The 25,210-nt window shown below is 36.3% G+C and carries 25 protein-coding genes; 7 read left to right on the top strand and 18 right to left on the bottom strand.

From position 1 onward, the window contains the following. Positions 1 to 7 precede the first annotated feature (7 nt). Together IGJ18_RS02295 and IGJ18_RS02290 are read right to left on the bottom strand one after the other, a co-directional pair. Positions 8 to 967, bottom strand: a complete 960-nt coding sequence (locus IGJ18_RS02295; RefSeq protein ID WP_010720072.1) for a PTS mannose/fructose/sorbose transporter subunit IIAB — start codon at positions 965 to 967, stop codon at positions 8 to 10. Beyond that, positions 964 to 2,280 (bottom strand): alpha-L-fucosidase, encoded by a 1,317-nt coding sequence (locus IGJ18_RS02290; RefSeq protein ID WP_178306187.1) that lies wholly within the window; start codon positions 2,278 to 2,280, stop codon positions 964 to 966. The genes IGJ18_RS02295 and IGJ18_RS02290 overlap by 4 nt, the downstream gene beginning before the upstream one ends. Before the next feature lie 188 nt (positions 2,281 to 2,468). On the opposite strand from IGJ18_RS02290, the gene IGJ18_RS02285 reads away from it, so the two are divergent. From IGJ18_RS02285 to IGJ18_RS02270, 4 genes are read left to right on the top strand one after another with little or no spacing between them, the layout of a single operon-like run. Next, positions 2,469 to 3,926 (top strand): rhamnulokinase, encoded by a 1,458-nt coding sequence (locus IGJ18_RS02285; protein WP_438842808.1) that lies wholly within the window; start codon positions 2,469 to 2,471, stop codon positions 3,924 to 3,926. After that, positions 3,913 to 5,694 (top strand): L-fucose isomerase, encoded by a 1,782-nt coding sequence (locus IGJ18_RS02280; protein WP_034699509.1) that lies wholly within the window; start codon positions 3,913 to 3,915, stop codon positions 5,692 to 5,694. The genes IGJ18_RS02285 and IGJ18_RS02280 overlap by 14 nt, the downstream gene beginning before the upstream one ends. Before the next feature lie 21 nt (positions 5,695 to 5,715). Continuing rightward, positions 5,716 to 6,354, top strand: coding sequence for an L-fuculose-phosphate aldolase (locus IGJ18_RS02275; protein WP_080704605.1), 639 nt, complete (start codon positions 5,716 to 5,718; stop codon positions 6,352 to 6,354). Positions 6,355 to 6,408: 54 nt separating this feature from the next. Beyond that, a complete protein-coding gene (locus IGJ18_RS02270; RefSeq protein ID WP_010720077.1) occupies positions 6,409 to 7,167 on the top strand; it encodes a DeoR/GlpR family DNA-binding transcription regulator in 759 nt (252 codons plus the stop codon). A 196-nt stretch (positions 7,168 to 7,363) separates the two neighbouring features. On the opposite strand, the gene alsE is transcribed toward IGJ18_RS02270, so the two are convergent. From alsE to IGJ18_RS02220, 10 genes are all read right to left on the bottom strand, one after another. After that, the gene (gene alsE / locus IGJ18_RS02265; protein ID WP_010720078.1) at positions 7,364 to 8,080 is read right to left on the bottom strand and encodes a D-allulose 6-phosphate 3-epimerase; all 717 of its coding nucleotides are present in this window, start codon (positions 8,078 to 8,080) and stop codon (positions 7,364 to 7,366) included. Between the two features lie 70 nt (positions 8,081 to 8,150). Then, positions 8,151 to 9,248, bottom strand: coding sequence for a PTS fructose transporter subunit IIC (locus IGJ18_RS02260; protein ID WP_010720079.1), 1,098 nt, complete (start codon positions 9,246 to 9,248; stop codon positions 8,151 to 8,153). 18 nt (positions 9,249 to 9,266) lie between these two features. Further along, positions 9,267 to 9,590 (bottom strand): PTS fructose transporter subunit IIB, encoded by a 324-nt coding sequence (locus IGJ18_RS02255; RefSeq protein ID WP_010720080.1) that lies wholly within the window; start codon positions 9,588 to 9,590, stop codon positions 9,267 to 9,269. Between the two features lie 21 nt (positions 9,591 to 9,611). Continuing rightward, positions 9,612 to 10,064: a PTS sugar transporter subunit IIA gene (locus tag IGJ18_RS02250; RefSeq protein WP_438842807.1), complete on the bottom strand. Its 453-nt coding sequence runs from the start codon at positions 10,062 to 10,064 to the stop codon at positions 9,612 to 9,614. A 19-nt stretch (positions 10,065 to 10,083) separates the two neighbouring features. Beyond that, positions 10,084 to 10,395: a PTS fructose transporter subunit IIB gene (locus IGJ18_RS02245; protein WP_010720082.1), complete on the bottom strand. Its 312-nt coding sequence runs from the start codon at positions 10,393 to 10,395 to the stop codon at positions 10,084 to 10,086. Beyond that, positions 10,392 to 10,832, bottom strand: a complete 441-nt coding sequence (locus IGJ18_RS02240; RefSeq protein WP_034699503.1) for a PTS sugar transporter subunit IIA — start codon at positions 10,830 to 10,832, stop codon at positions 10,392 to 10,394. The genes IGJ18_RS02245 and IGJ18_RS02240 overlap by 4 nt, the downstream gene beginning before the upstream one ends. Further along, positions 10,822 to 12,306: a BglG family transcription antiterminator gene (locus IGJ18_RS02235; protein ID WP_010720084.1), complete on the bottom strand. Its 1,485-nt coding sequence runs from the start codon at positions 12,304 to 12,306 to the stop codon at positions 10,822 to 10,824. Before IGJ18_RS02235 ends, IGJ18_RS02240 begins: the two co-directional genes overlap by 11 nt. A gap of 488 nt (positions 12,307 to 12,794) precedes the next feature. Continuing rightward, the gene (locus IGJ18_RS02230) at positions 12,795 to 13,934 is read right to left on the bottom strand and encodes an AI-2E family transporter (RefSeq protein WP_010738456.1); all 1,140 of its coding nucleotides are present in this window, start codon (positions 13,932 to 13,934) and stop codon (positions 12,795 to 12,797) included. 318 nt (positions 13,935 to 14,252) lie between these two features. Further along, positions 14,253 to 14,966, bottom strand: coding sequence for an MgtC/SapB family protein (locus IGJ18_RS02225; RefSeq protein WP_010720086.1), 714 nt, complete (start codon positions 14,964 to 14,966; stop codon positions 14,253 to 14,255). Positions 14,967 to 15,111: 145 nt separating this feature from the next. Beyond that, positions 15,112 to 15,813, bottom strand: a complete 702-nt coding sequence (locus IGJ18_RS02220; protein ID WP_010720087.1) for a glucosamine-6-phosphate deaminase — start codon at positions 15,811 to 15,813, stop codon at positions 15,112 to 15,114. 477 nt (positions 15,814 to 16,290) lie between these two features. Between IGJ18_RS02220 and IGJ18_RS02215 the strand changes: the two genes are divergently transcribed. Beyond that, positions 16,291 to 17,772 carry an ABC-F family ATP-binding cassette domain-containing protein gene (locus tag IGJ18_RS02215; RefSeq protein ID WP_438843445.1) on the top strand — a complete coding sequence of 494 codons (1,482 nt, stop codon included), beginning with the start codon at positions 16,291 to 16,293 and terminating at the stop codon, positions 17,770 to 17,772. A gap of 342 nt (positions 17,773 to 18,114) precedes the next feature. On the opposite strand, the gene IGJ18_RS02210 is transcribed toward IGJ18_RS02215, so the two are convergent. From IGJ18_RS02210 to IGJ18_RS02185, 6 genes are all read right to left on the bottom strand, one after another. Then, complete coding sequence (locus IGJ18_RS02210; protein WP_123875108.1) at positions 18,115 to 18,417, bottom strand: type II toxin-antitoxin system PemK/MazF family toxin; 303 nt, start codon at positions 18,415 to 18,417, stop codon at positions 18,115 to 18,117. Positions 18,418 to 18,441: 24 nt separating this feature from the next. Beyond that, complete coding sequence (locus IGJ18_RS02205) at positions 18,442 to 18,675, bottom strand: AbrB/MazE/SpoVT family DNA-binding domain-containing protein (protein ID WP_010738460.1); 234 nt, start codon at positions 18,673 to 18,675, stop codon at positions 18,442 to 18,444. A gap of 403 nt (positions 18,676 to 19,078) precedes the next feature. Beyond that, a complete protein-coding gene (locus IGJ18_RS02200) occupies positions 19,079 to 20,263 on the bottom strand; it encodes an MFS transporter (RefSeq protein WP_053765777.1) in 1,185 nt (394 codons plus the stop codon). 176 nt (positions 20,264 to 20,439) lie between these two features. Then, a complete protein-coding gene (locus tag IGJ18_RS02195) occupies positions 20,440 to 21,117 on the bottom strand; it encodes a TVP38/TMEM64 family protein (RefSeq protein ID WP_010720092.1) in 678 nt (225 codons plus the stop codon). 391 nt (positions 21,118 to 21,508) lie between these two features. Next, positions 21,509 to 21,883 (bottom strand): hypothetical protein, encoded by a 375-nt coding sequence (locus IGJ18_RS02190; protein WP_010720093.1) that lies wholly within the window; start codon positions 21,881 to 21,883, stop codon positions 21,509 to 21,511. A 13-nt stretch (positions 21,884 to 21,896) separates the two neighbouring features. Continuing rightward, positions 21,897 to 22,625: a hypothetical protein gene (locus IGJ18_RS02185; protein WP_161652239.1), complete on the bottom strand. Its 729-nt coding sequence runs from the start codon at positions 22,623 to 22,625 to the stop codon at positions 21,897 to 21,899. Positions 22,626 to 24,051: 1,426 nt separating this feature from the next. Here IGJ18_RS02185 and IGJ18_RS02180 point away from each other — a divergent pair. Both IGJ18_RS02180 and IGJ18_RS02175 read left to right on the top strand, forming a co-directional pair. Beyond that, on the top strand, positions 24,052 to 24,231 hold the full coding sequence (locus tag IGJ18_RS02180) for a hypothetical protein (RefSeq protein WP_010738465.1): 180 nt from the start codon (positions 24,052 to 24,054) through the stop codon (positions 24,229 to 24,231). A 14-nt stretch (positions 24,232 to 24,245) separates the two neighbouring features. Next, positions 24,246 to 24,803, top strand: a complete 558-nt coding sequence (locus IGJ18_RS02175) for a GNAT family N-acetyltransferase (RefSeq protein ID WP_160445025.1) — start codon at positions 24,246 to 24,248, stop codon at positions 24,801 to 24,803. Positions 24,804 to 25,210 lie beyond the last annotated feature (407 nt).

The following is a 25,210-nucleotide window of genomic DNA, read 5'->3' as shown; positions in this document are numbered from 1 at the left end:
GTTCCCCCTACTTTCCGTAAAATTGTGAAAATCGTTTTTCTTCTTCCATTGGTACCATTTGTGCCGTCACAACTATTCCTGCTTTTTCCAACTCTAAAATCTTCGCAATTTCTGCTTCGGTTAAAAAGACGGATTTTTTGATTTGAAGGGTTCCTTCTCTCGAACTGGCATTGCCTAAATTAAATGATTCAATTGGTACACCCGCATCGATCAAATCAAAGATCGTTTGAATCTTTTTGGTAAGCAACATGATTTTTTGATCTTGATAAATCCCTTCTTTTAACCGTTTTGCAGCGGTAACCGTTTTCAATATACTCAATTTGATACCACCTGGAACAGCAGCTTTTAAAGAGGCCTTAGCAATTGGATCATTGACCACTCCATCATCAACGATCATAACTCTTGTCGTTCCCATTTTCCCTAACCAAAGTGTCGCTACTTGACCATGGATCAACCGTTCATCCAATCGGACATGGCTGATCCCCAATTCACTCATTTTGTTGGAAACGGAAGCCACAACTGATGGCTCAGTCTCTGCTGTGTTCGATGGTAAATCCGCTGCGGTGCTTCCAAGGGACGTTTTAATCCCTTGAACACCGACGGTCGAAATGGTCTGAACGATTTCATTCAGCGAAGCCTTAGGATTAAAGCGTTCGCTATAAGCTTGAAGCAGCATCGGAATATTCAAACCAGAAACAATTTCGATTTTTCTGCTTCCTTCTTCTTTCAGCTGGTTCAGCTGATTAAAAGGTGTCCCACTCCATAGATCAACTAAACACAACAGTTCATCATCAACGGAATACTTCGCTAACACCTGTTCCACTTGGTGGCGAAACTCTTCTGGACTATTTTCAGGCATCAATACACACACATCTACCTGTTCTTGTTCTCCAAAGATCATGTCTCCCGTTTGCTTTACGCCTAAAGCGAACTCGCCATGGCTTGCAAGAATAATGCCGATACTCATTTTTCTTCCTCCTTTAGTGTTAATTCAATCACTGGGATCAATTCATTTGGTTCTTTAATCGGAATGTTTAGCATCAACATGCTCGGGTCAAGCGCCTCCTTCACATGAACTTCAGTAATCTCTTTGTATAAATTAGTTGTCGCTTTTCTTTCTCCTCCTAAATGCTTCGTATCGACAAAACGAATCTCGGAACCATCATTGAGTAGTTTCGCAAACTTCACTTTTCCACCTAATTCTGGTAATAAAATCGTTCGATAAGGCCAACTAAAAATGTGAAGATATAATTTATTTCCTTTTTGAGTGTATCGACAATCTTGAGGTGGTGTAAAACTAGATAACCCCGCACCGTAAATCGCTTTTCCATGTTTTCGTAGCCATTGACCAACAGAACTTAAAATGCTATTGCTATTGTCATCCCACTCTCCTCGTGCGTTTGGTCCAATATTCATCGTGAAATTTCCACCTTTGGAGACAGTATCCACTAGTTGTTTCGCTACCATTTCACTCGTTTTGAAATTAAGGTTGTCCCGATCGTAACCCCAACTATTATTTAAGGTTTGAACGGTTTCCCATACCTCTTCTTCGTTGTCCATTGCCTTACTTCTAGCAAATTGTTCTGGGGTAAGTACACCACGATGCAAGTCTAACCGGTCATTGATCAAAATATTAGGTTGAATCTCATGGATCATTTTTTCTAATTCAACACTTCCCCAATCTTGCGCCCCTTTACCGACCGAAGTTCCCCAATCTCTGCTTTTATAAGAAAAATCAAACCATAGATAGTCAATCGTACCGTAACTTGTCAATAATTCTCTGACTTGATTTGCCATAAATTGGCGATAATTTTCCATGTTGCCAGGATGTTGTTCGATATAGGTTGGATTATTTCTCATTGGATGATAGCCATCTACTAAGAAATCTGGATGATGCCAGTCTAATAGAGAATAATAAAGACCGATCTTGATTCCAACTTGACGAAATGCTTCAATCAATTCTCCTAACAAATCTCTCTGATATGGTGTTTTTCCTATGTGATATTCTGTTTCTTTCGTATGCCATAAACAAAAACCATCATGGTGTTTTGCTGTAATAATGACATACTTAAAACCTGCTTCTTTGGCTTTTTGAGCCCATTCATGTGGATCTAATAAATCAGGATCGAATTGATCCAGATATTTTTGGTAATCTGCTACACTGATTTCTTCTAAAGTCTGGACCCATTCATGTCTTCCTGCCACTGAATACAATCCGAAATGAATAAATAAACCATATCGACTCTCAGAAAACCATTTTCGTTCACTATTTACACTCATTTTTTTCCTCCGTTAACATTTCTATTTGATTTAACCAAAGTATAACGAGCAATTTAAAACGTTTCCATACTTGAATAATTTGTTGACATTTATTCAAAAAATGATTCACGCGAAAATATGTAAGCGTTCTATTGTATGATTATAACCGAAGCAGATTTGCTATCCACTTAGAAAAGGAGGAAAAATCTATGAGTACGATCTTAGCCTTTGATTTAGGTGCTACCAGTGCGCGAGGTATCGTTTTTTCCTTAATGAATGGTCAAATCAAGGAAGAAAAAGTTTATCGTTTCACTGATTACCAAGTGATTGATCCCAACAAAGATGAAATCCATTGGAATATTGAGAAAATCATGACGAATATCAAGGAAATCATTACTTTAGCAACTACAGAATATGTCATTGAAAGTATCGGCATCGATACATGGGGCTGTGATTTTGGTTTGATAGATAAAAAAGGACAGCTAGTGCTACCACCACTTTGCTATCAAACTATGCTGAAAGAACCTAATTTACATTATGGTGGGGATTTACCAACTCACTTTCACGAACGTACAGGGATTCCAAATGCATCGATCAATACCAGTTCCCAACTACTCTACTTAAAAAAACATTATCCTGAGCAGCTAAATAAAGCAAGTACTCTTTTGATGATGCCTGATCTGATCCATTTTTTATTAACAGGTACGATCTTAACAGAATCTTCGATCGCCTCAACGAGTCAATTATTCGATATCGATAAACATCAATGGGCATCCGACCTTATTGAACAATTAGGGATTTCCCCTTCCTTGTTTTCAACGATCGTTCTTCCATATACAAAAATCGGTTTGATAAATCTAGCCGAAAAACAACTTCCGATTCATTCGGTGATGTCCCATGATACTGCTAGTGCGATCTTTGCTTTACCAACCAACGATCACTCTTGTTTCTTTTTATCCTCTGGCACCTGGTCTGTTCTAGGAGAAAAATCAGAAAGAGGAATTTTGGTCAATCACCCATTAGATACGAACTATTCTTATGAACAAGCCGGTGATGGAAAAATATTAAAAATCAAAAACATGTTAGGAATGTGGTTCATTGAGGAAGCTTTAGCGTTCAGCAATCAAACCCAGTCAATCACGATCCAACAGATCCAAGACATGCTACTTACTGCTGAGCCGATTCATTTTTTCTTTGATAACGAACATCCTGAATTTTTGAGTAAAGGTCAATTTGTAAAAAAATTGCAGCAATACGGAAACCAACATCATTTTTCATCAATTGAAGAGCCACAACAATTGTTTTTAGCCATCTATCAAAATCTAGCATTTAAATACGCTGAAACGTTCGATAAATTAGCAGGTTCCGCTCCTTTCACTAAGCTATATTTATTTGGTGGTGGGAGTAAATCACACTTTTTGACTCAACTAACAGCCAATTTAACGCAAACGACGATAGAGGTCTGCTATTCTGAAAATTCAGCTTTAGGTAATGCGTTAGCCCAATTTTTAGCGATCAAAGCAATCAAAAATAGAGAGGAATTGGTGACACTCGTCACAGAAAATTATCCACCAATTTCTTTTTTTCCAGAAACTTCGACACCCTTTAACCAAACTTATATCAACTATAAACAATTTATGAGGAGGAACATCAATGAATTATCCTAAAATCGGCATTAGACCCACGATCGATGGCAGACAAGGAGGCGTCCGTGAATCATTAGAACAACAAACGCTGGACATGGCGCGTCGAGCAAAAGAATTGATCGAATCATCCCTTTATTACATGGACGGCACTCCAGTACAGTGCGTTTTACCAGAACAAACGATTGGCGGTTACGCCGATGCCAGCTTTGTTGACGATGATTTTGCCCGTCAAGATGTAGTTGCTACCTTAACGGTGACACCTTGCTGGTGCTATGGCACAGAAACGATCGATTTACGACCAGATACCTTTAAGGCGATTTGGGGATTTAATGGTACAGAACGACCAGGAGCTGTTTACTTAGCTGCCGCTATGAGTGGCTATGCGCAAAAAGGAATTCCTGCCTATAAGATCTATGGTGAACAAGTCCAAGATAGTGACGACAAGTCGATTCCAGCTGACGTCCAAGAAAAAATCTTACTCTTTGCACGTGCGAGTGTGGCGGCTGGGGAAATGAAAAACAAATCTTATGTGAACATTGGTGCTTCTTCGATGGGAATTGCCGGTAGTCAAATCAATCAAACCTTTTTTGAAAAATATCTAGGGATGCAAGTCGAATATGTGGATATGACTGAAGTCTTACGTCGAATCGAACTAAATATCTTTGATCCGAAAGAATATGACACCATTAGAACTTGGATCAAACAATATTGTCAGGAAGGAATCGATATCAATGCAGGCAAGTCATTCCCTGAAGTTATTACAAAATCACGCTATATCGCTGAAGAAGATCAGTGGGACTTTATTGCCAAACAAACACTAATCGTTCGTGATCTTTTATTTGGCAACCCTGAACTAGCAAAATTGGGTTGGCTGGAAGAAGCAAAAGGCAGAAATGCCATTGCTGGAGGGTTCCAAGGACAACGACAATGGACCGACTGGCTACCCAATGGCGATTTTATGGAATCTATTTTAACCAGTACTTTTGACTGGAACGGCCCTAAACAACCCGTCTCATTCGCTACTGAAAATGATACCTGTAACGCTGCTGCTATGTTATTTGGCTCTTTATTGACTAATAAAGCACCGATTTTTTCCGATGTCAGAACCTATTGGAGTGCGGAGTCAGTAGAAAGAATCACTGGGCACAAATTAACGGGTAAAGCACAACATGGCTTAATCCATCTACTGAATTCAGGTGCGAGTGCTTTAGATGGCAGTGGTGGAAGTATCGATCACGAAGGTAATCCAACGATGAAAGAATTTTGGAATATGACGAAAACCGATATCCAAGCCTGCTTAGAAAAAACAAAATGGTGTCGGGCTAATTATGAATACTTTAGAGGCGGTGGCTTCTCCAGCCAATACCATCTACAAGCAGAATTACCTTTAACGCTCATTCGTTTGAATATCGTTGAAGGTGTGGGACCAACCTTACAAGTAGCAGAGGGTTATTCCTGTTCATTACCTGATGAAGTCCATGACATCTTAAACGAACGAACCGATCAAACATGGCCAACACTCTGGTTTGCACCAAACTTAGGTGAAAAAGGCTTTGAAGATGTGTATACGATGATGAACCACTGGGGAAGCAACCATGGCGCTAGTGTCCACGGTCACGTAGGCGCAGAACTACTGACATTAGCCAGTATGCTTCGCATTCCCGTTTCACTTCACAACGTACCTAGTGAAAAAATCTTTAGACCCCACGCCTTTTCTGGTTTCGGAACAAAAGATTTAGAAGCAGCTGATTTCAATGCTTGCCAATCATTTGGCCCCTTTTATAAATAAGATGATGGAAGAAGGATTATGATGTATTCAATACAAAAACAAGAATTGATCGATTATGGAAATAAATTAATAGCAGATGGCTATACCTTAGGAACAGGCGGAAATTTAAGTACGTATATCCGACAAGATGAAGTGATGCTCATCACGCCTTCTGGAATCCCATTTGATAAAATCGAATTACCTGACATCGTGACTATGCGATTAGATGGAACGATTGTTCAAGGTCATCGTCGCCCTTCCAGTGAATGGCGAATGCACGGGATCATGTATGAAAAGCGGGAAGATCTAGACTATATCATCCATGGTCACACGATTTATTCCACTGCGCTAGCGGTCCTCAGACAACCATTGCCTGCATCACATTACATGATTGCTGTTGCCGGTAAAGATGTTCGTTGTGCAGACTATGCTTCATTTGGCACGGAAGAATTATCTCTAAATGCCTGTGAAGCCATGAAAGATCGAAAAGCCGTTTTATTAGCAAATCATGGCGTTTTAACTGGTGGAAAGACAATGACTGAAGCCTTTGCCGTTTTAGAAGAATTAGAATATTGTTCAAAAGTCCATATCATAGCTTCAAGTGTTGGCAAACCAACCTTGATGTCTGAAGAAGAAATGGCAAATATGGCGATTCGTTTTAAAACATACGGACAAAAATAAGTTTCTTGTGGTACACTTTAGTCATGTTAGACCAGTGGTTAAGGAGGGATAGCCATGACTGAGTCACGAAAAGAACAAATCTTAACTTTGCTAAAAAAATATAAAAAATTAGATAACTCAGAACTGCAAAAACAGTTGTTTTGCTCTCCTTCGACTTTAAGGCGTGAATTAGTCGCACTTGAAAAAGATGGGATCATCCGTCGTTACCGTGGTGGTGTCGTTTTAGAAGTCGAAAGAAATCACGTCATCTCAACAAATTATCGTGAAAATGTCATGGTTCAAGAAAAAGAAAAAATTGCGGAGATCGCTAGCACATTTATTGGACCAGGAATGAGTCTTTTTATTGACTCAAGTTCAACTGTGAAACAGCTGCTTCCCTATTTAGTTAAACTGTCAAATCTCGTTGTCATAACCAATGGCTTGAAAATCGCCTATGAGCTTTCTCAAGCTTGTACGGAAGATTCCAAAGTTTTTATGCTGGCGGGTGAAGTAATCAAGGATGCCGAGAGCGTTGTTGGGGACTATGGGAATTCTTTCTTAGACCTTTTTCAAATCGATTTATGTATTTTTAGTTCGACAGGAATTGATTTATCAGGGATCTATGAAGCTAATTTTGCTCAAGCCTTAGTGAAAAAGAAGGTAATGTCTAGAGGAGATAAAAGTTTGTTATTAGTCGACTATACAAAATTTGATAAAAAACATGCGTATAAATTTTCTGATTGGACCTCTTTTGAATACATCGTCACGGATCAACAACCAGCAGATGATTACTTACAACTTGCATTGAAACACGATACCGAATTTCTCTATTGATCGATCATTTTTGAGAGATCGTGACAGAGGTACCTAAACCTAAGTACGCAAAATAAACCAAAGAATCCAAAAAATAGATTTCCCTATTTTTGAAGTTCTTTGGTTTATTTTTTGTTTATATTCTCAGCATTCCTTACACGGGTATTGCAAGAAAAGCGTATTTATTCCCTAAAAGTAATTTTTGATTCTTGTATAGCTATAGACTGTACGCATTTATACTATTTGATTCGACTGTTTTTCCAGTCATCTCTTCAAAATCTTTTTTCATGATCTCCCAAGAAGTTTTGATATCCTCATCTAAGCCGAATAATCCGCTACGCCCAATAATATAAATATCTGGATTGGCTTGATCAATTCGCTTAAATGATTGACGGTTAGACGAACCATCCATTTCGATCAAATAATGATATCCTTTTTCTTGCCGTAATTGTCGTAATGCGGTGATTTTATCTAATGTACTTTCGATAAATCGTTGACCAGCAAATCCTGGATCAACTGTCATGATCGTTACTTTATCAACTAATTCGATATAAGGAAAAATCGTTTCAATTGGTGTTTCAGGGTTTAAGACTACTCCAGCTTTTAAGCCAGCATCATGGATTTGATCAATCAAACGAAAAGCTAAACCGTCAAGTAATTCAGCATGCATACAAATCCACTCACATTTTTGTTGGATTAGTTGATTTACCCAAAAACTTTGATCGCTGACCATTAAATGAGCAGACATAGGTAATTGACTGATTTTACGTACTTCATCGATGAACCATGGCGATAATGTAATGTTCGGAACGTAATGGCCGTCCATGATATCGATATGGTAAGAATCAACATGTTCATTCAAAAATTCGATTTGTTCTTTGAATTTATCTAAATCCATCGTCATTAAGGATGGTGAAAAAGCTACTTTGCTCATTGAAAAAACTCCTTTATTCTATAATTTATCTACACTATAGCGACACCTTTTAACTAATTTGCTTTATCGCTTAAAAGATTTGAATGTCATCTAAACGAATGTCTTCCTCTTCTTTTTCTGGGACTGTTGTGACTTCCTCACCAACATCTTTCTTAATGATGGCTAAAACAACCGCTGTCACGATCACATTGACTAAAATGGCGATAACGCCTGCCCAAGGACGTGACATCGTTGGGATCATTAAAACGCCTCCAAAAGGAACCGTTGCATCTGCACCTAAGATCATAGTAGTCGCACCACCAGCAAAGCCCCCGATTGCAGTTGCTACAACCCCACGAACAATATCATTCATCACTAGCGGGATGACCCCTTCAACGATATTGATCACACCCATAGGAACTGCTGACTTTAAGGTTTCCACTTCAACCTTTGTATAAATGTTTTTGCGGAAAAGTTTAGCTATGAAATAAGCTAGGCCAAAACCGATTGGTGTAGCGGTATTCACAAGTTGTAAAGCTGTAATAGGACCGTTCACGCCTTCTGCTTGCATCGTTAACACAAAAGCAAAAACTGTCTTGTTGATTGGTCCACCATAGTCAACACCACTTAGTAAACCGATCACTCCCCCAAAGATCAACAAGGAAGAGTTTCCTAATCCATCCAAGAAGTTCGTTAGTAAAGAAGTGAATGCTGCGACTGGAGCTCCAATCACATAGACCATCACTAATCCACCAATAAATGAAGCAACAAAAGGAATAATCAATGTTGGCATCAAGCCTTTTGCCCAATTTGGCACTTTGAAATATTTTAAAATTGCTAAAACAAGATAACCAGCTAGATAACCACCTAATATTCCACCAATAAACCCTGCACCGATCGCATTAGCTGTTAAACCAATAATAAAGCCAGGAGCAATACCAGGTTTTCCAGCAATCGAGTAAGAAATCCCCGTAGCAATCACGACTGGTAATAAGCCTAAACCAGCACCACCCATCGTTGCTAAGGCATCAAAAAATGAAAATTCGCCTTGCACCAAAGTTCCTTGGCTCGTTCCACCAAATGCCATCCCAATCGCAATCAGAAATCCCGCACCACACACAATGGGAATTAAATAAGAGATGGCAGTTAACAAATGCCCTTTCAGATTCAGCTTCTTTATCTTTTCCATCAGTCTTCCTCCTTATTTTTATGAAATACTTTGCTGTACTAACACTTCTTGCGCTTTTTCAATCAATTTATTGGGTGATTTCACCGCAATCTCAGTTGGTACTTGGATGATTCTTTTCCCTTCAAAGCGTTCTCGACCACTGATTTTCACGTCAACTGCTAAGATTACCAAATCTGCTTCCTTGATTTGTTCGGGTGTTAATTCATTTTCGATCCCGATGGTTCCTTGAGTTTCTACGTGCATCTCATGTCCTGCTTTTTTTGCCGCATTCTCTAGTTTCTCTTGGGCAATATAGGTGTGGGCAATCCCCACGGTACAAGCTGCTACTCCAACGATTTTCATCTTTTTATCCTCCTTTGATTTTTAGCTGAATGCTGCGGCCACTTCATCTGCATCTTTTGCTTGGATCAATTGCTCGATTACTTCATCATTACCTAGTTTCCTAGCAAATAGCGAAAGTAACTTCAAGTGTTCTTGTGCCCCTTCATTATCATCCCCCACTGCAAATAAAATAATTCCTTTGACTCCCTTACCATCTAATGATTCCCACGGAATTTCATTTTCTGTAACACCGATTGCTACACCAATTCTATCTACATAAGGACTTTTCCCATGAGGAATGGCAATATAATTGCCGATCCCAGTTTGTCCTTCTTCTTCTCGCGCATAGATATCTGCCATGAAGCCATCTACATCTGTAATATAATGATTTTGCAATAACACCGTTGCCAATTCTTTGAGTACTTCATCTTTCGTTTCCCCCACTAAATTGGTCTTAATATTATTTGGATCAATGATTTTTGCTACTTCTACCATCAAATTTCACTCCTATTCTTTACTGTTTTACGACTTCCATGGCTTTCTCAATCAACTTATTTGGTGATTTGATCGCAATTTCAGTCGGTACTTGGATGATCCGCTTTCCTTCAAACCGTTCTCGACCACTGATTTTTACATCCACTGCTAAGATCACCAAATCTGCTTCTTTGATTTGTGCAGGCGTTAGTTCATTCTCGATCCCGATGGTTCCTTGGGTTTCTACGTGTATCTCATGCCCTGCTTTTTTAGCTGCATTTTCTAATTTTTCTTGAGCAATGTAGGTGTGGGCAATCCCCACGGTACAAGCTGCTACTCCAATGATTTTCATTTGTCATTTCTCCTTTCGTTTCCATCGATTGTTTCCAGTCTTTTTCCTTCTTTTAAAGTTTCGATTACTTGTTCATCTGCTAGTAGGCGCATGAAGTTTGCTATTTGACGCTTGGTTTCGATTTTTTCTTGCGGTGCCAGAAATACCGCAAGAATCAACTCGACTTGTTGGATTGCTGGGTTCCAGTTCGCAATTCTTTGTTCTAATGGCAAAATAATGACTTTTGTTGCTTTGACTAATTGATTTTCAATATGAGGTAGAAGTACCCCTTCATCAATTTGAATATCTCCAGTTTCCTCGCGTTCCAACAACGCTTGTACGATTTGTTCTTTTTTTATTCCCATTTCTGAATCGACTTGCTGTGCTAGCCATTCATAGACTTCATTTCGTGAATGGAATACTGTGGGAGGAACATATTCGAGCCAATCATCTTTCATTGTATATTTCCTCAATCTTTCGTTGGATTCTTAACTGATCATCTGCTGTTAACATGCCGCTAACAAGTAATGTACGTGCAGGCAGCGGATCTTTGATTCCAATGGTTGTTAAAATCAATTCAATTCCGGGATTTTTTTCTAATGCTGATTGGTAATTCTTGGTGGCAATCACATCAACGACCGCCAGTTCAGGAAACTTCTTATTGATTTTTGCTCTTAATAATTCTGAAGTACCGATCCCTGTAGTACACATGATCAGTGTTTGAATCGGTAGTTGCTGTGTTTCCAACATCCGTGCAAAATATAATGTGATAAAACCGATTTCATCTTGATTGATCAAAGGCAGCTGATACTTTTTGCTAACATCTTTAGAAACAACTGATACATTTTTATAAATCTCTTCATAGGTCAATTGAATTTGTTCTAACAATCCGTTTTTGACATGGATATGATTTTTTAACCGATTGAGCATTGGTTTGATGTGATTGGCTAGATCAACAAAAATCGCTTCATTCGCCACCTTCAGATTGATTTTATCGCCCACCTCTTTCAGGTAATAAGAGGTAATTTCTGATACTTTATCTGGAAAAACCTGTTTCTTTTGCGTTGTTTTTTCCATCCGTGAGGATACCAGATATTGATACAAATAATAGACTTCGTTCATCGGTAAGCGAGTAACGAGATAACGTTCCACGTTTTGGATCACGATCATCGCCATCTCATAAATTGGACTTTCGTGGTCTAACGATTGAAGTTGCTCGGTAGATAACTCGATTTCTTTGATTTGGTAATTCGTCTTTCTGGAACGGCTGATCATGATGTACAGATGTGAAAAAATATTGACGTTATAAGGATAAGGGATTCCACCGCCTAATGTTTTTTCAATCAATTTCAATTGTTCTGATACAAACAACACATCGTAACGATTAAAATTCAACTCTTTTGTTCGATTGATTTCATCAATATCAAGAATATTCATCCGCCAGATGACTTCGGCGATCCCTCGCCGAATATTTGTTTCTGATCCTTGGATCGCAAGCGTGCGATTTTTACGGATCAGTTCAAGATCAAACTTTTTTATTTTCTTAGCTATCTGCTTTTCATCATTGGCAATAGCAGAATCACCAACATAATAATCTCTGAACAGCTCAGTGATTTTAAGTGCTTTAGGTGAAACCATCAGTAATTCTTCCATTACTCGATCTTGACGTTCAGCAGGCGATAGCTCTACAGAGGGTTTATTCAGTTCATTGGTTTGTTCGATAAACTTCCCATAATCTAATTTGTACCCCCGACCTTTTTCGGCTAGGATCAAGTGACCGTTAGGAAATTCAAGATTGATTTTCTTTATCAAACGGTAAATTGTTTTGGTCGAAGTTTCTAATAGAATGGCTAGTTCTTCTGAAGTCATATAATCTTTTTGTTTTGATAACAAAAGGATCAACTTATTTTCTCGATTCATCTGACTAGTCATGTTTCATCCCCCCTGTGTATCTTTATCATAAGACACATTATTTATTTTGTTTCACTGGACTTTGTCCATTGCAACAGACAATTTTGTATGCGTTTTCTTTAACTTCGTTATCCGTTACTTACTTTTTACGAAAGCGTAAGAAAGATTTTGTTTATTATAGTCTTTTTTAACTTATTATGGGCAAAAATTACTCATTTTCAAATAATCCCAGGAACTCATAAGAATTTTAACAAAAAAAGAGGAGGTTGAGACAAAAGTGTTTAGCATCAAGAAATAAGAAGGAATTTCCGAAAATTGCTTCTCAAATTTTTGGTAAATTTCGGCTTATTTCCGAAGATGCTGCTTTTGTCTCACCGTTTATTCGTTTTAGAGATACTAAAAGAGCCTGAGACAAGTTTTGTCCCAGGCTCTCTCTAATAAATAATGAATGGTGTACAAAATTACTTAGTGACTACTGTTGTGCTACCTTCTACTTCTTTATAGTACCTTTAATTTTCACGTCCATTCGTTTTTATCTCTTGGATCGTTGGTTCCACACCAGAATCAAACTTTCGCAATAAGTAAATTTTTCTGATATTCAAGACTAATGTTTTAATGACAGCATACACCGGAATACAAATCAACATTCCTAGAATCCCTGCGACACTGCCAGCACCGATCAACACTAAGATAATCGTTAATGGATGCATATTCATGTTTTTCCCAAATAATAACGGTTTGATTACATTTCCATCTAATTGTTGGATAACAAGGATCGAAAGCGCCATGTATAATGCTTGGAATGGTGAAACAAATAGACCAACGATCACTGCCGGGACAGCACCAATAAAAGGTCCCACATATGGAATAATATTGGTGATACCACAAAATACAGCTAACAATAAACTATATGGTTGTTTAAAGATGGTCATAGCAATAAAACTCATGATACCAATGATAACCGCATCAACGATCGTACTACTGATATATGCCGATAACGTCTCATTTAGTTCTTTGACCGTTTGACGTACTTCACCTCGAATCCCTTGTGGAAAGAATTTTGCTAAAGCATCGATAAATTTGTGTCCGTCTTTAAACATGAATAATAGAATAAAAGGCACGGTAAACAGTAAAACAAAAAACTGCATCATAAATGAAAAAACTTTAGAGACACTGCTGGATAAGCTTACCAATACAATATTGAACAAATTACTCAACGAAAGATTAGCCGAAGCTAATTGTTCTTCAATATTGAAATTTTTGATTTCCTCACGCTGTGCCAATTCATTGAGCCATTTACTTGTCTCTTCCGCATACATCGGCAAACTTTTAGTCAACTGGATCGTCTGTTCTGCCAATTGTGGAATCACATTCATTATCGCTAAAACCGCTAGTACGACTAGAACAACTAGCGTTAATATGTATCCATAAACCCTTGGGATTTTTCGTTTTTCCAAAAAAACAACGACCGGATCAAACATATAATAGAAAAATCCAGCAACCAGCAATGGCAATAAAATCGCTGATAACATTTTTAACACTGGACTAAAGACATTTGGCATCTGTAAAATAAAATATACCCCAATAATCGTCAGTACCAACTCGACAGTCCAAAATAATAATTTTGAATTTTTAAACTTTGCTTGCATACATCTCCTCCAACACTTGATACTTTCATTTTATCATTTTATTAGAATTAAAGCGCTCTTTTCTGATAAACAGCTACAAAAATATTCTTTCTTTTTCTAATTACTAGTAGCTAATTTTCAAATTTAAAAAACTTCTAAGCTTAATGACTGAAATCATTATCTAAACAAATGCAAATAAATCAAAAAAAGACACCAAAAACGCTCATTGGCTAAAATAGGAAATACTCTCTTAGCGAATGAGCGTTTTTTCTTTTGTAACCGACTCTTCATAAAATCAATGTGTGAAAAGCCTTATATTACCAACTGAAAGGAATTGTTTCATTGTGCCACACTAACTAAATGAAGCTTCATGATATTTTTATGGACAGATAACTCTTCAATGACATCTGCATAAGTCATGTCCTTTGGTAAGTCAATTGTATAAATATTTTTATATACCCGATAATCCTCCACGAAATCCACGTCAAAATTTACGTCTTCAATGATAATTCCTCGTTGTTCAAAATACTCGGTCAAGAAATCTTTGGTTTCTTTCCGATGAATATATTGGATTTCTAGTTTTTTGGTCGTTGGTACGTGGATAATTTTTTTGACAACCGTTAATGCAATCACGATCCCGATAAAACTAATGATCGCAATCCAATAAAATCCCATACCAATGGCGATTCCTAGTCCAGCAATCGCCCACAGGGAAGCAGCTGTGGTTAGCCCGGTGACTGATTGTTTCGTCACAATGATCGTGCCAGCTCCTAAAAACCCAACGCCACTAACGACTTGTGCAATCAAACGTGCTTCATCTGAGCGAATCGTACCAACTAGTTCTGGGTATTCTAACGCATCACGTAACGCTTTACTTGCAATTTCCACTTGGATCAACGCAATGATACAAGCACCCATACATACTAAAATATGCGTCCGCATCCCTGCTGGACGATTTTTATATTGCCGTTCAAATCCAATCGCCCCGCCAAAGATCAATGCAATCCCTAGTCGTAAGATGATTTCTGGGACCGATAAGATCATCTCATCCATATAAATCCCCTCCAAACCAATATAGCATGTTTCGCAACTTCAAACAAAGCAAATCACCCCATTGCTTTGTGCGACAGATTAAAAATCTTATTCGATCAAAAAAGGGAGCTGAAAACGAGCAGCCCCCCAAAATTTTTATTTATTCTTATAGTTTGCTTCCTGCTGCATCATCAATAATCACGATCACGTTGTCGTGTTCTTGTAAAGCACTTGCTGGCAAATCAGTGGTCATTGGTCCTTGAATCATTCCTTTGATTGCATCTGCTTTGTTTTCACCATAAGCAAGTAAGACAATCTCTTTTCCTTTTAAGATCGAACCAATCCCCATTGAGACAGCTTTTGTTGGAACATCTTCTGCCTTTTCAAAGAATCGTTTATTCGCATTGATCGTTGATTCTGTTAAGTCCACTACTGAAGTTGTGCCATCAAATGGTGCACCAGGTTCATTGAATCCGATATGTCCATTTTGACCAATTCCTAGAATTTGGATATCGATTGGATGTTGTTCAAGGATTTCATCGTATTCTTGACAAGCCGCTTCAAGATCAGCAGCTTTTCCATCTGGTACATATGATTCTTTAAATGGTTTTTTATCAAACAATTGGCTATTCATAAAATGACGGTAACTTTGATCATCTGAACCGCCTAGTCCAACGTACTCGTCTAAGTTTACAGAAGTCATGTCACTGAAATCCAGATCGCTTGAAGTCATTTCTTTGTATAAAGTAATTGGCGTACTACCTGTTGCAAGACCTAATACTTTTGCCCCATTTTCCATGCCTTTTTTAATAATTTCAAAAGCTTTTTTTCCGCCCTCTTCAGCATTTTTCACTCGAATGATTTCCATAACGACTACTCCTTTGTTTTTGGTATAGCCCAATTATAGCACGACTTGTCTTTTTTTACAATATTAGTATAGACCAAAACTGACGATTTTCGTTTTCTTGACAATCTTGTCCCTTGCATGTTAGGTTGCATAAGATAACCTATCGCATGTCCTTTAAACTGATACTTTTAGTATACGTTTTTTATAATTAAAACATTAAAGACCAAGAAATTTAGAAAACAATCGCTACTTCTCATTAACTGAGAAACGATTTTCTAAAAGACGAGCAACTTATTTAAAAATTTTAACTGACATGTTCTCCTAGATTCGTTCGATCATGTCGAATGATCCTATAGTATGTTGAACAACTTCAGATCAGCTTTTTTATTTGTTTTGCTTTCTTCTATTAGTCTTCTTAACATGCATAACATTATTAGAAAGGAACAGAACATGAGTCTTTTAACATTAACAAATATCACGTAACAATTTGGAGATAAAATCTTATATGAAAATGTACAACTCCAAGTCAATGCTGGAGAACATCTAGGATTGATCGGACAAAATGGAGCTGGCAAAAGTACGTTGATCAAGATCATCACAGGAGAAATTCTACCAGATGATGGACAAGTCCATTGGCAAAAAAATATCCATAGAGGCTATTTAGATCAATATGTAGCGGTGGATGAAACATTGACCATCGAAGAATTTTTAAAAACAGCCTACTCTGATGAATTTAAAAAAGAAGCATTGATTACCCAACTTTATCAAGAATACAGCGAAACAATGGAAGAGGCGTTACTCGAAAAAGCGGGAAAGCTTCAAACAGAATTAGACCAAGGAGTATTCTATCAAATTGATACCTTGGTCGCTGAGATGAGTAGTGGTCTAGGCATTGACGTTTTAGGTTTGTCGACCCCCTTGAAAAAACTGAGTGGCGGACAGCGTTCTAAAGTGATTTTAGCGAAACTACTCTTAGAAACCCCCGATGTCCTGATCTTAGATGAACCAACCAATCACTTAGACGACCAACACATCCAATGGCTTACTCAATTTTTACAGTCATTCGAGGGCGCTTATATCGTGATTTCTCATGACCAGGAATTTTTAGATAAAATCACAACCCATATCGCTGACATAGAATTTGGTAAAATCACCAAATATACGGGTCATTTAAAACAAGCATTACGACAAAAAGAACAAAACCGTGAAAGTTATCTACGCCAATTCCATGCCCAACAAAAGCACATCGAAAAAACCGAAGCTTATATCCGAAAATATAAAGCTGGTTCTCGCTCTACCATGGCAAAAAGTCGCCAAAAACAATTAGATAAAATTGAGCGATTGACTCCGCCTGCCTCAACAGCTAAGCCAATCTTCGATTTTCCTTATTCTCCGATCGTAACGACATTGGCTGTTGAAACGACCGATTTAGTTATTGGGTATGACCGACCTTTGCTTTCGCCGATCAACCTAACCATCCGCTTTGGTGAAAAAGTGGCGATTCGTGGATTTAACGGTATTGGTAAATCCACACTTTTGAAAACCTTGATTGGCGAAATCGAACAACTAGCCGGCGAATATCACTTTCCCGACAACACAGCGATCAATTATTTTTCACAAGATCTCATTTGGGAAAAACCTTTAGAAACACCCTTACAATATCTAGGCGCACAGTTTCCTAAAGCAACCGTTAAAGAATTAAGAAGACAACTAGCCAAATCTGGTTTAGTCAATCAACTAGCTAGTGAACCACTTTCTACTCTTAGCGGTGGTGAACAAACCAAAGTAAAATTGGCACAACTCACGATGAACCAAGGAAACTTATTAATTCTTGATGAACCAACGAATCATATCGATCATGAAACAAAAGATAGCTTACAAACCGGTATCAAGCATTTTCCTGGGAAGGTGATCATCGTCTCTCATGAACAAGAATTTTACCAGGATTTAGTCGATCGAGTCATTGAAATTGAGGGATAAAATTGACTAAATTCTCTAAAAATAGATTATGTACAGCCTTTAACACCAGCCTGTCTCCTCTACACAAGAACCCTTGTGTGGGTGGGGGCTATTGCTGTTTAGATCATCGTTTTTTACAATCTTCTCTCTTTTCTTAATTGTCCAGATAAACATCGCCCCAATTTAGAATCGTTAAAAAAAACGGTAGACTCATAAAGTGTCTATTGTATCTTCATTCGCCAAAGTTCGAAGATGGTTACTTTTTTCTACATGGTCAATTATTAGCAAAACCAACGTCGTAAAAGCGGTGAGTAATCTAACTTTTTCTAAAATGGAAATTACTACTTTGCCCGTTATCTCCTACTAAATAAACATCCCTATCACTTCCACCACTTCAATCCACGTCAACAAATCACATTGTTCAATTTTTTCAATATTTCTTGTGGTATAATCAACCGATCTTAATTGGTGTGTAGCTACTTCACCCACTATTTTCTGCGGGTCTTTTATTTCAATATATGTTGCAAAGTTCCTCTTTGTAGAAGTGATAGGACAAACTAAGCAAAAACCTGTACGCTCATTAAACTCGTCTCTACTAACTACTAACGCAGGTCTACGCTTTCTTATCTCTTTACCTTTAGAAGGGTCAAAGTCGATCCAAATAATATCCTTTTGTTTTGGATATTTCCTCTAGTATTCCTCGCCTTCAAGTTTCATGCTATCCCATTCGGATTCTTCGGCTGTAATCGATTCTCTAAAACCTTCCCAAGCCTTTTCGTTTTTAAAAATATCTTCTTTCTTAGGTTTCAATATATACGCTTCTCCTACTTTCAAAATAGTAAATATTTCTCCCACTTTTGGAGATATATCCTTCGGGAAAATTGTTCCCACAGAATTACCTATTTTTCTTGCTACTGTTTCCATATCTTTCATCTCCAATCCTTTTGCTAAATTAAGTTAAACTCAGTTTAACGAAATTATCAAAACATATCTTTTAAGTGAATAGATTTTTATGGAAACAACTCATTTTCATATGAAAATGTTATACAAATTAAATATAAAAATTTCTAAGTAGTCTACTGAATATTTTTTTGGATCTTTCATAATATAACTGGTACTAAACAAAGTGATTTTATACTATTGAACGTATCCATATTATTTTTTCGTTGGAAGTTGCACGAAATTTTCTAATAACTGCGGTTGATCACGAAATCAGTTATAGAAACTCCCAAATAAAATAGGATAGAAGTATATTAAAAAAGTAAGCGAAGGAATCGAAAAACGACTTTCGAATCCTTCAGCTTACTTTTCAAGTTGGACACTTCTATCATGACCGCTTTTGAAAAATGATGTATTGACAAATATAGGCACATAATTGAAAGGCTAAACCAGTAAGTGTCACACCAAGCCAACCAAATTGTTGCCACATCGTTGTGCCTAGTAATGAACCAGTAGCACCGCCAATAAAATACATAAACATGAATACCGTGTTATTTCGATTACTTGCTGCTTCGCCTAGTCCTTGTACTCGTGTCTGATTTGCCACTTGACCAAATTGATTCCCGACATCTAACAGAATAATTGCCACTAACAAAACGACTAAATGACTCCCTGCAACTAATAAAGCAACAAAACTGAGCGTTTGCATCGCAAGTCCCATTCCGACAATCTTTCTCTCGGAATAAGAATCAGACAACCGACCAACAATCGGTGCAGCTACTGCTCCTGATAGTCCAAAAATCGCCAAAATTCCTGCTTCAAATGTTCCCCAATGGTACACCGGACTACTGATATAAAAAATCAATGTTGACCAAAAAATCGAAAAAGTTCCAAACATAAAAAAGCCACTAATAGACGCTTCTCTCAATAAGCGTTGTGTTTTCACTAAATAAGGTAAACTTTTTAAGGAATCAAGATACGATACAGATGAAGTTGTTTTTATTTGCGTTCTTGGCATTTTCCAATACAATAATCCGGTCAAGATAGCCACTAACACTAAAGCAAAAAGATAAATCATCCGCCAAGAAAAGAGGCTTGCTACAATGCCCGAAACCGTCCGTGAAAGTAAGATCCCCACTAATAAACCGCTTAACAAGGTCCCCATCACTTTTCCTCTAGCCTTGGGCCCTGCCAATACTGCTCCATAGGGAATAATGATTTGGGGCACGATCGATAATAAGCCGATCAAAAAAGAAGCACACGCAAATAATGTAAATGACGGTGCAAAAAAGGCCGCTAATAATGAAATCGCAGAGAGTGCAGCCATTCGGATAATCAGCTTCGGACGATCGACTACATCCCCTAATGGCACCAAAAACAACAAACCTAACGCATAACCAAGTTGAGTCAACATCGTCAAAATACCAATTGCACTTGTGCTAACCGATAAACTGGCTGCCACTTTCGTACCAATCGGTTGGATATAATACATATTCGCTACTACCACGCCACAAGTAATTGATAAGAGCAAAATCAGTGAAGAAGTTAACGTCGTTTTTTCATTTTTATCCATTTATTTCCCTCATTTCCTTTATTAGTTTACAACTTCTTAGAAAAATTGGGAATAGGAAAGTTCAGTGTTTTACTACTTTATGAAACATAAGTTATCGTGAAATTAAAATAAAAATGAATCTTAAAAGTATAGAACGAAATCAAAGGGATATTTCTTTTAATCATTGATAATATCAATTATTTTACATGTCGTTTTCTACGATCCTTGTAAATAATTACCACTAGAAGTGTCAAAATAAGGACACTAGCTACTAACAACAAAGCCGTCTTACTATAGCCATGAAATAACGCTTCGCCTCCACAAGCATAAAGAATCGAGGAAGGAATCACGCCAATCACGATTGATAAAATGATGTCACGAATTTGTAGATTTAACGTCATCGCTGCAAAGTTGATAACGGAAGAAGGGATCACAGGAACCATGTACCCCACCATTACGCCAATTTTGGGATGTTTCATATTGCGGATCGCTGTTACCCAGCGATTGGATTTTTTTGAATGATCAAACAGCTTTAAATGTTGCATTAAAAAAATCGATAACATATTCCCAAAAGCATTACCAGAGACATTGATTAAAGTTCCTAGCAACGGACCATAGCTTAAACCTACCAATACACCGATGACAGAAGTAGGGATACCTGGAACAGCACACATCACGCTGATCAGTAATATCAAAAAGAGCGCTGTCCGAAAGCCATGTGATCGAATCTGATCCAGTAATGCTTGTCGACTGGTCTTGGGATCCAAAAACATTTGGATATCCGTCTGATACTCCAAATATAAACGATAACCAATAAATAGAATCAAAAGGAGTCCAATAATGATTAAGAAAACACGTAGTTTTTTTGTTTTCATTTTTTCACCTGCCTAAAATAATCCATCTTCTATTAGAGTATCACAAAAATAACTATGAGTCTTTTTTATTCATTTTACGCTTTTTATCACATTGGTAATTATTCAGAAGTATGAGAAAAAGAGTCTGGGGAATCACTTTAAAAACGGGTAAACGGTATTCAAAGAGCTGACCTTAGGCGATAAGTCAAAAAATCTCAAAACATGGGCAGCTGTTTCAAAAAATTCTTTCTTATTGTCATTGGAGCTACCCGATACTCTCACAACCTCATTTCCACGGTATTCCAAATTCTATCAGAAAATAAGCCGTAGAACACCAAAAATAGGGGATGCTATTTTTGGATTCTCCGGCTTATTTCTCAGAGCTAGACACTTCTGTCACAGCCTCTTCTGTTCATTTATTTTCCTTTTTTATGTGTTCGAAAAAGTCTTTTTTTATCGTTAATCTGGCAAAGAAAATAACCAAAAGGATTCCTAAGATAATTAGATAGGGTATAAATGTAAGTGTTATTTCTTCTAACCCAAAATGATCGAATATTTTTTTTAATAAATAATCACTCAAAAAAACGAGAAAAAGCACACGAAACGTTCCCCAACCTTTCTCATTTGGTAGCATCTCAACCATACCGACAACAACAATAGGTACTCTAAAATAAATTTCATTGAGAATAAATGAGTGATGCCCTTTCAAAATGAATTCTACACTTCCTATTAAAATAAACAATACAAGAAATACACCTATTATATATCTGGAATCGAACTTTTTCATCATTACACCTTACTTACATTGTTTTATATTCTGTCCCAATAAAAACAGTCTGCGAATCATTCCACATTTCCCGAACGTATAATCCAATCCAACCGTTCCCATTTGTATCTAGTGCTGCTGCAATAGCCTCTCCAGTACTTAATCCTTTTGCCCCCATATATCCTAGTAACAAATCAGCTGCTTTTGCAGTAATACCAAAAACATTTGCTGTAAATGCAACTACTGCTCCTACTGAAAGATCAGTAAGGAATGAAAAAAGATTTGTTCCTACCGCAATATTAGTATATCTCCAAGGCGTATAATAATATCTTGGACTAATATTGATAGGATTTGTACTCTCATCAATTGTAGCATACGCAAAATGCTCTGTGTTTACAACATAGTTGCCATCATACCCTTTTATTGTTTTTTCAACAATTACTTCTTTATCTGTTCTTTTCACGGCTAAAATTTCCGAAGTGGTAGGGTTTGAAATTTCAGTAGCTACAGCATTTAAATTTTCATCTAACAACTGACTGATTTTAGTATCACCATCATAAGAAACATTTACACTAAATTTCGGATTTTTATTTGCAACCGCATCAGTAAATAACTTGGATTCTGGTAAATCATTAATCTTATCAACTTTTGTTCCAATTTCAGCTGCAAATACAGTACTACTCAATCCTAGCACTGGGGAGACAGAAGTTGCAACTAACATAAGAGTTGCCGAAGATAACACCGCTATTTTTTTTATATTCATATAACTTACCTCCAATATTATATTCTGTTATTTTAACCTTTTTCATGGGAAGCGCTTTCTATGTTAACTACATTAAAACACATTTTTATTTAATTTGTTAAATAATTTATGTTTTTTAATAGAAGATGTTATGTTTTGTAACTTTAAATCTTTATTTATATATTATTTATACATTATTTTCTCTAAAAAATAACATTTTTTACTTTAAAATAAAAAAATTAAATAATTCTATTTATCCTAGTCAAACTAAATTTATTGGAGAAAAAATATATTCAATACAAAAATACCAAACATAACACGTTTAAATATTTCGATAATACAGAAATCACCGAATATGATATTAGAAAGAACAAAAAGAAGCTTTTCTTCTTTCTGTTCCAGTTATTATAAGATTTCTCTATAGCAACATCATTTGACAAAGAGCCAAAAAAAGTACCGCAATCCTAAGTGAACAGGATTGCGGTACTCGAATCATTAAATAAAATTATTTAACAGTTTTTATTTTTCCATTTTTTGACTAATTCTAGTTAATTCTGATTGCTTTAATATCAACGTTTATAAAGTTTTTCAGTTACTAATATTTTCTATATTTTTCTAAAAAGTATGGTCAAAGTATGGTCATTTTTCATTACGTTTGACACATTTTATTTATCAAGTATAATGATAGTTGAAAGTGAATTTAAACAAATATACACCATAAACACAACGTACCTGCGAATACGTTGTGTTTTTTCTTTTTCAAAAAAAGACGCTTACCGCTGCGAAACAGTAAGCGCCATGTCGGCTCTAATGTTTATCTAGCCAATGACTAAATAATGCCAACGTTAAACCAATTAACAATGGCAAGAGCACGTGCTCTAAAGTGAATTCAAACAAATTATACACCTCCTTCCACAAAAATCTCTGTGGAAGCGACGAGCCGACATTTTATTATATCATTATTGAATTTTATTTTTTACAACTTTTTATACAATAATCTATGAATTTTCACAACCAAGTTATTTGCAAATAATCTAAAAAAGCTACTCTTTCGAGTAGCCTTGAACGGATGTCATCATCTTGGGGGGGGTCAGAAAAAATTCATTTTTTATAGATTGTGTAAAATGATGACACTGTCATTTTACCACGATTGAAATTATTGTTTCATTACTTTTTTGACGTACAGATAAAAATAAAAAATACCACCCGAAGGTTGGGGGTATGGTGGTATGAGTTGGTTTACGGGAGTGTTGTAGTATTTGTATGTAAAAATTAAATTTATCTCTTGTCAAGTATTTTGTATTTACCAATCAAAATTATTTTGATAGACTATATATACAACAATATATATTAAATGATATCTAACTATATATTTTTTTAGATATATAAATAGATATTTATGTATGTATTATATTTCGCACGCAATATATATAGGAGGGGGAATCTCATGGCTACTACTATGGTAAATACAGAATTAAAGTTTAATTCTTCTAAAGAGTGTAGCGAATTTTTAAATAATATTTATTCTAAAAAAACAAAACCTTCAAATCCTAATATAGCTAGAACTCTAGCTGGAATGAAAAAAATTAAAACTATGAATATTGATGGAAAAAAATATAACATCTAAAAATTGGTGATAAAATGTTATTAGAAGATGAAGTTATCTTTAAAAAAATTTCTAATATTACACCACAAGAAAAAGCCTTGGTCAAGGCTTTTTCTTGTGGAAAAGATCATATTGACTCCTATCTAAAAAATGAAGCATTAGAAGAAATAAAATATGGTATTTCAAAAACTTTTCTAATGTTTATAAAACAGAAAAATAATCCTCTCTTCCTACTTGGATTTTTTTCTCTAACTACAGATAGAGTTCAAATAATTAGAACTTCTAAGTTAACTAATGCGTTAAAAATTTGGGGTAATCCTATTATGCCACAATCTATACCAGCAATTAGGATTCATTATTTTGCTATTCATAAAGACAAACAACGTAAAAAATTAGGTAGTGAAATGATGTTCTATACATTCCAATATATAAAAAATTTTATTTTACCACATATTGGAGCTTGTTTAATTACTTTACAAAGCGAAAAAGACGTTGTTAAATTTTATGAAGAAATCGGTTTTTGTAAAACTGGTCAAACAAGAGATAAAAACATTAGCATGGCTGTTTTAACAAATGAGTTTTTTATAGAATAATTTATTTAGGCTTTCAATTCTTGAAAGTCTTTTTATGTACCCTGTAGGACTCGAACCTACGACCGACGTTTTCCACCGTCTGCTCTGACCAATATAATTAACATATATATAAAAGACTGTAGACAGATTCAAAATTTAGGGAGCTGTCTACAGTCTGAAAATTTTAATATTTTGATTCTGGCCTCTTTGTTTTATCATTTTGGTTAAAGGATATTAGTAAAAGATAAAATATTGTTCTGACCGATGAAACAATCGAAAAAACGAACATAAAAAACCAAAGTTGCACCGTAAAATTGGCGAAATCAGGATGCGGCTTCATTTTAACTACTGATTGTAAAAATATAGTTAAAATTAACAGAATAAAATTACTAATTAATGTTTCTACACTATATCTAAATATAGTTTTA

It is taken from the genome of Enterococcus sp. AZ078, from assembly GCF_051714985.1.
GTDB lineage: Bacteria > Bacillota > Bacilli > Lactobacillales > Enterococcaceae > Enterococcus_B > Enterococcus_B hirae.
Note: the sequence above shows the minus strand (reverse complement) of the source record. Positions and strands in the feature narration are given on the sequence as shown.

Bases quoted from the DNA above. Each gene is read 5' to 3' on its own strand.
- IGJ18_RS02295 (WP_010720072.1), bottom strand. From the start codon at position 967: ATGAGTATCGGCATTATTCTTGCAAGCCATGGCGAGTTCGCTTTAGGC.
- IGJ18_RS02290 (WP_178306187.1), bottom strand. From the start codon at position 2,280: ATGAGTGTAAATAGTGAACGAAAATGGTTTTCTGAGAGTCGATATGGT.
- IGJ18_RS02285 (WP_438842808.1), top strand. From the start codon at position 2,469: ATGAGTACGATCTTAGCCTTTGATTTAGGTGCTACCAGTGCGCGAGGT.
- IGJ18_RS02280 (WP_034699509.1), top strand. From the start codon at position 3,913: ATGAATTATCCTAAAATCGGCATTAGACCCACGATCGATGGCAGACAA.
- IGJ18_RS02275 (WP_080704605.1), top strand. From the start codon at position 5,716: ATGTATTCAATACAAAAACAAGAATTGATCGATTATGGAAATAAATTA.
- IGJ18_RS02270 (WP_010720077.1), top strand. From the start codon at position 6,409: ATGACTGAGTCACGAAAAGAACAAATCTTAACTTTGCTAAAAAAATAT.
- alsE (WP_010720078.1), bottom strand. From the start codon at position 8,080: ATGAGCAAAGTAGCTTTTTCACCATCCTTAATGACGATGGATTTAGAT.
- IGJ18_RS02260 (WP_010720079.1), bottom strand. From the start codon at position 9,248: ATGGAAAAGATAAAGAAGCTGAATCTGAAAGGGCATTTGTTAACTGCC.
- IGJ18_RS02255 (WP_010720080.1), bottom strand. From the start codon at position 9,590: ATGAAAATCGTTGGAGTAGCAGCTTGTACCGTGGGGATTGCCCACACC.
- IGJ18_RS02250 (WP_438842807.1), bottom strand. From the start codon at position 10,064: ATGGTAGAAGTAGCAAAAATCATTGATCCAAATAATATTAAGACCAAT.
- IGJ18_RS02245 (WP_010720082.1), bottom strand. From the start codon at position 10,395: ATGAAAATCATTGGAGTAGCAGCTTGTACCGTGGGGATTGCCCACACC.
- IGJ18_RS02240 (WP_034699503.1), bottom strand. From the start codon at position 10,832: ATGAAAGATGATTGGCTCGAATATGTTCCTCCCACAGTATTCCATTCA.
- IGJ18_RS02235 (WP_010720084.1), bottom strand. From the start codon at position 12,306: ATGACTAGTCAGATGAATCGAGAAAATAAGTTGATCCTTTTGTTATCA.
- IGJ18_RS02230 (WP_010738456.1), bottom strand. From the start codon at position 13,934: ATGCAAGCAAAGTTTAAAAATTCAAAATTATTATTTTGGACTGTCGAG.
- IGJ18_RS02225 (WP_010720086.1), bottom strand. From the start codon at position 14,966: ATGGATGAGATGATCTTATCGGTCCCAGAAATCATCTTACGACTAGGG.
- IGJ18_RS02220 (WP_010720087.1), bottom strand. From the start codon at position 15,813: ATGGAAATCATTCGAGTGAAAAATGCTGAAGAGGGCGGAAAAAAAGCT.
- IGJ18_RS02205 (WP_010738460.1), bottom strand. From the start codon at position 18,675: ATGGAAACAGTAGCAAGAAAAATAGGTAATTCTGTGGGAACAATTTTC.
- IGJ18_RS02200 (WP_053765777.1), bottom strand. From the start codon at position 20,263: ATGGATAAAAATGAAAAAACGACGTTAACTTCTTCACTGATTTTGCTC.
- IGJ18_RS02195 (WP_010720092.1), bottom strand. From the start codon at position 21,117: ATGAAAACAAAAAAACTACGTGTTTTCTTAATCATTATTGGACTCCTT.
- IGJ18_RS02190 (WP_010720093.1), bottom strand. From the start codon at position 21,883: ATGAAAAAGTTCGATTCCAGATATATAATAGGTGTATTTCTTGTATTG.
- IGJ18_RS02185 (WP_161652239.1), bottom strand. From the start codon at position 22,625: ATGAATATAAAAAAAATAGCGGTGTTATCTTCGGCAACTCTTATGTTA.
- IGJ18_RS02180 (WP_010738465.1), top strand. From the start codon at position 24,052: ATGGCTACTACTATGGTAAATACAGAATTAAAGTTTAATTCTTCTAAA.
- IGJ18_RS02175 (WP_160445025.1), top strand. From the start codon at position 24,246: ATGTTATTAGAAGATGAAGTTATCTTTAAAAAAATTTCTAATATTACA.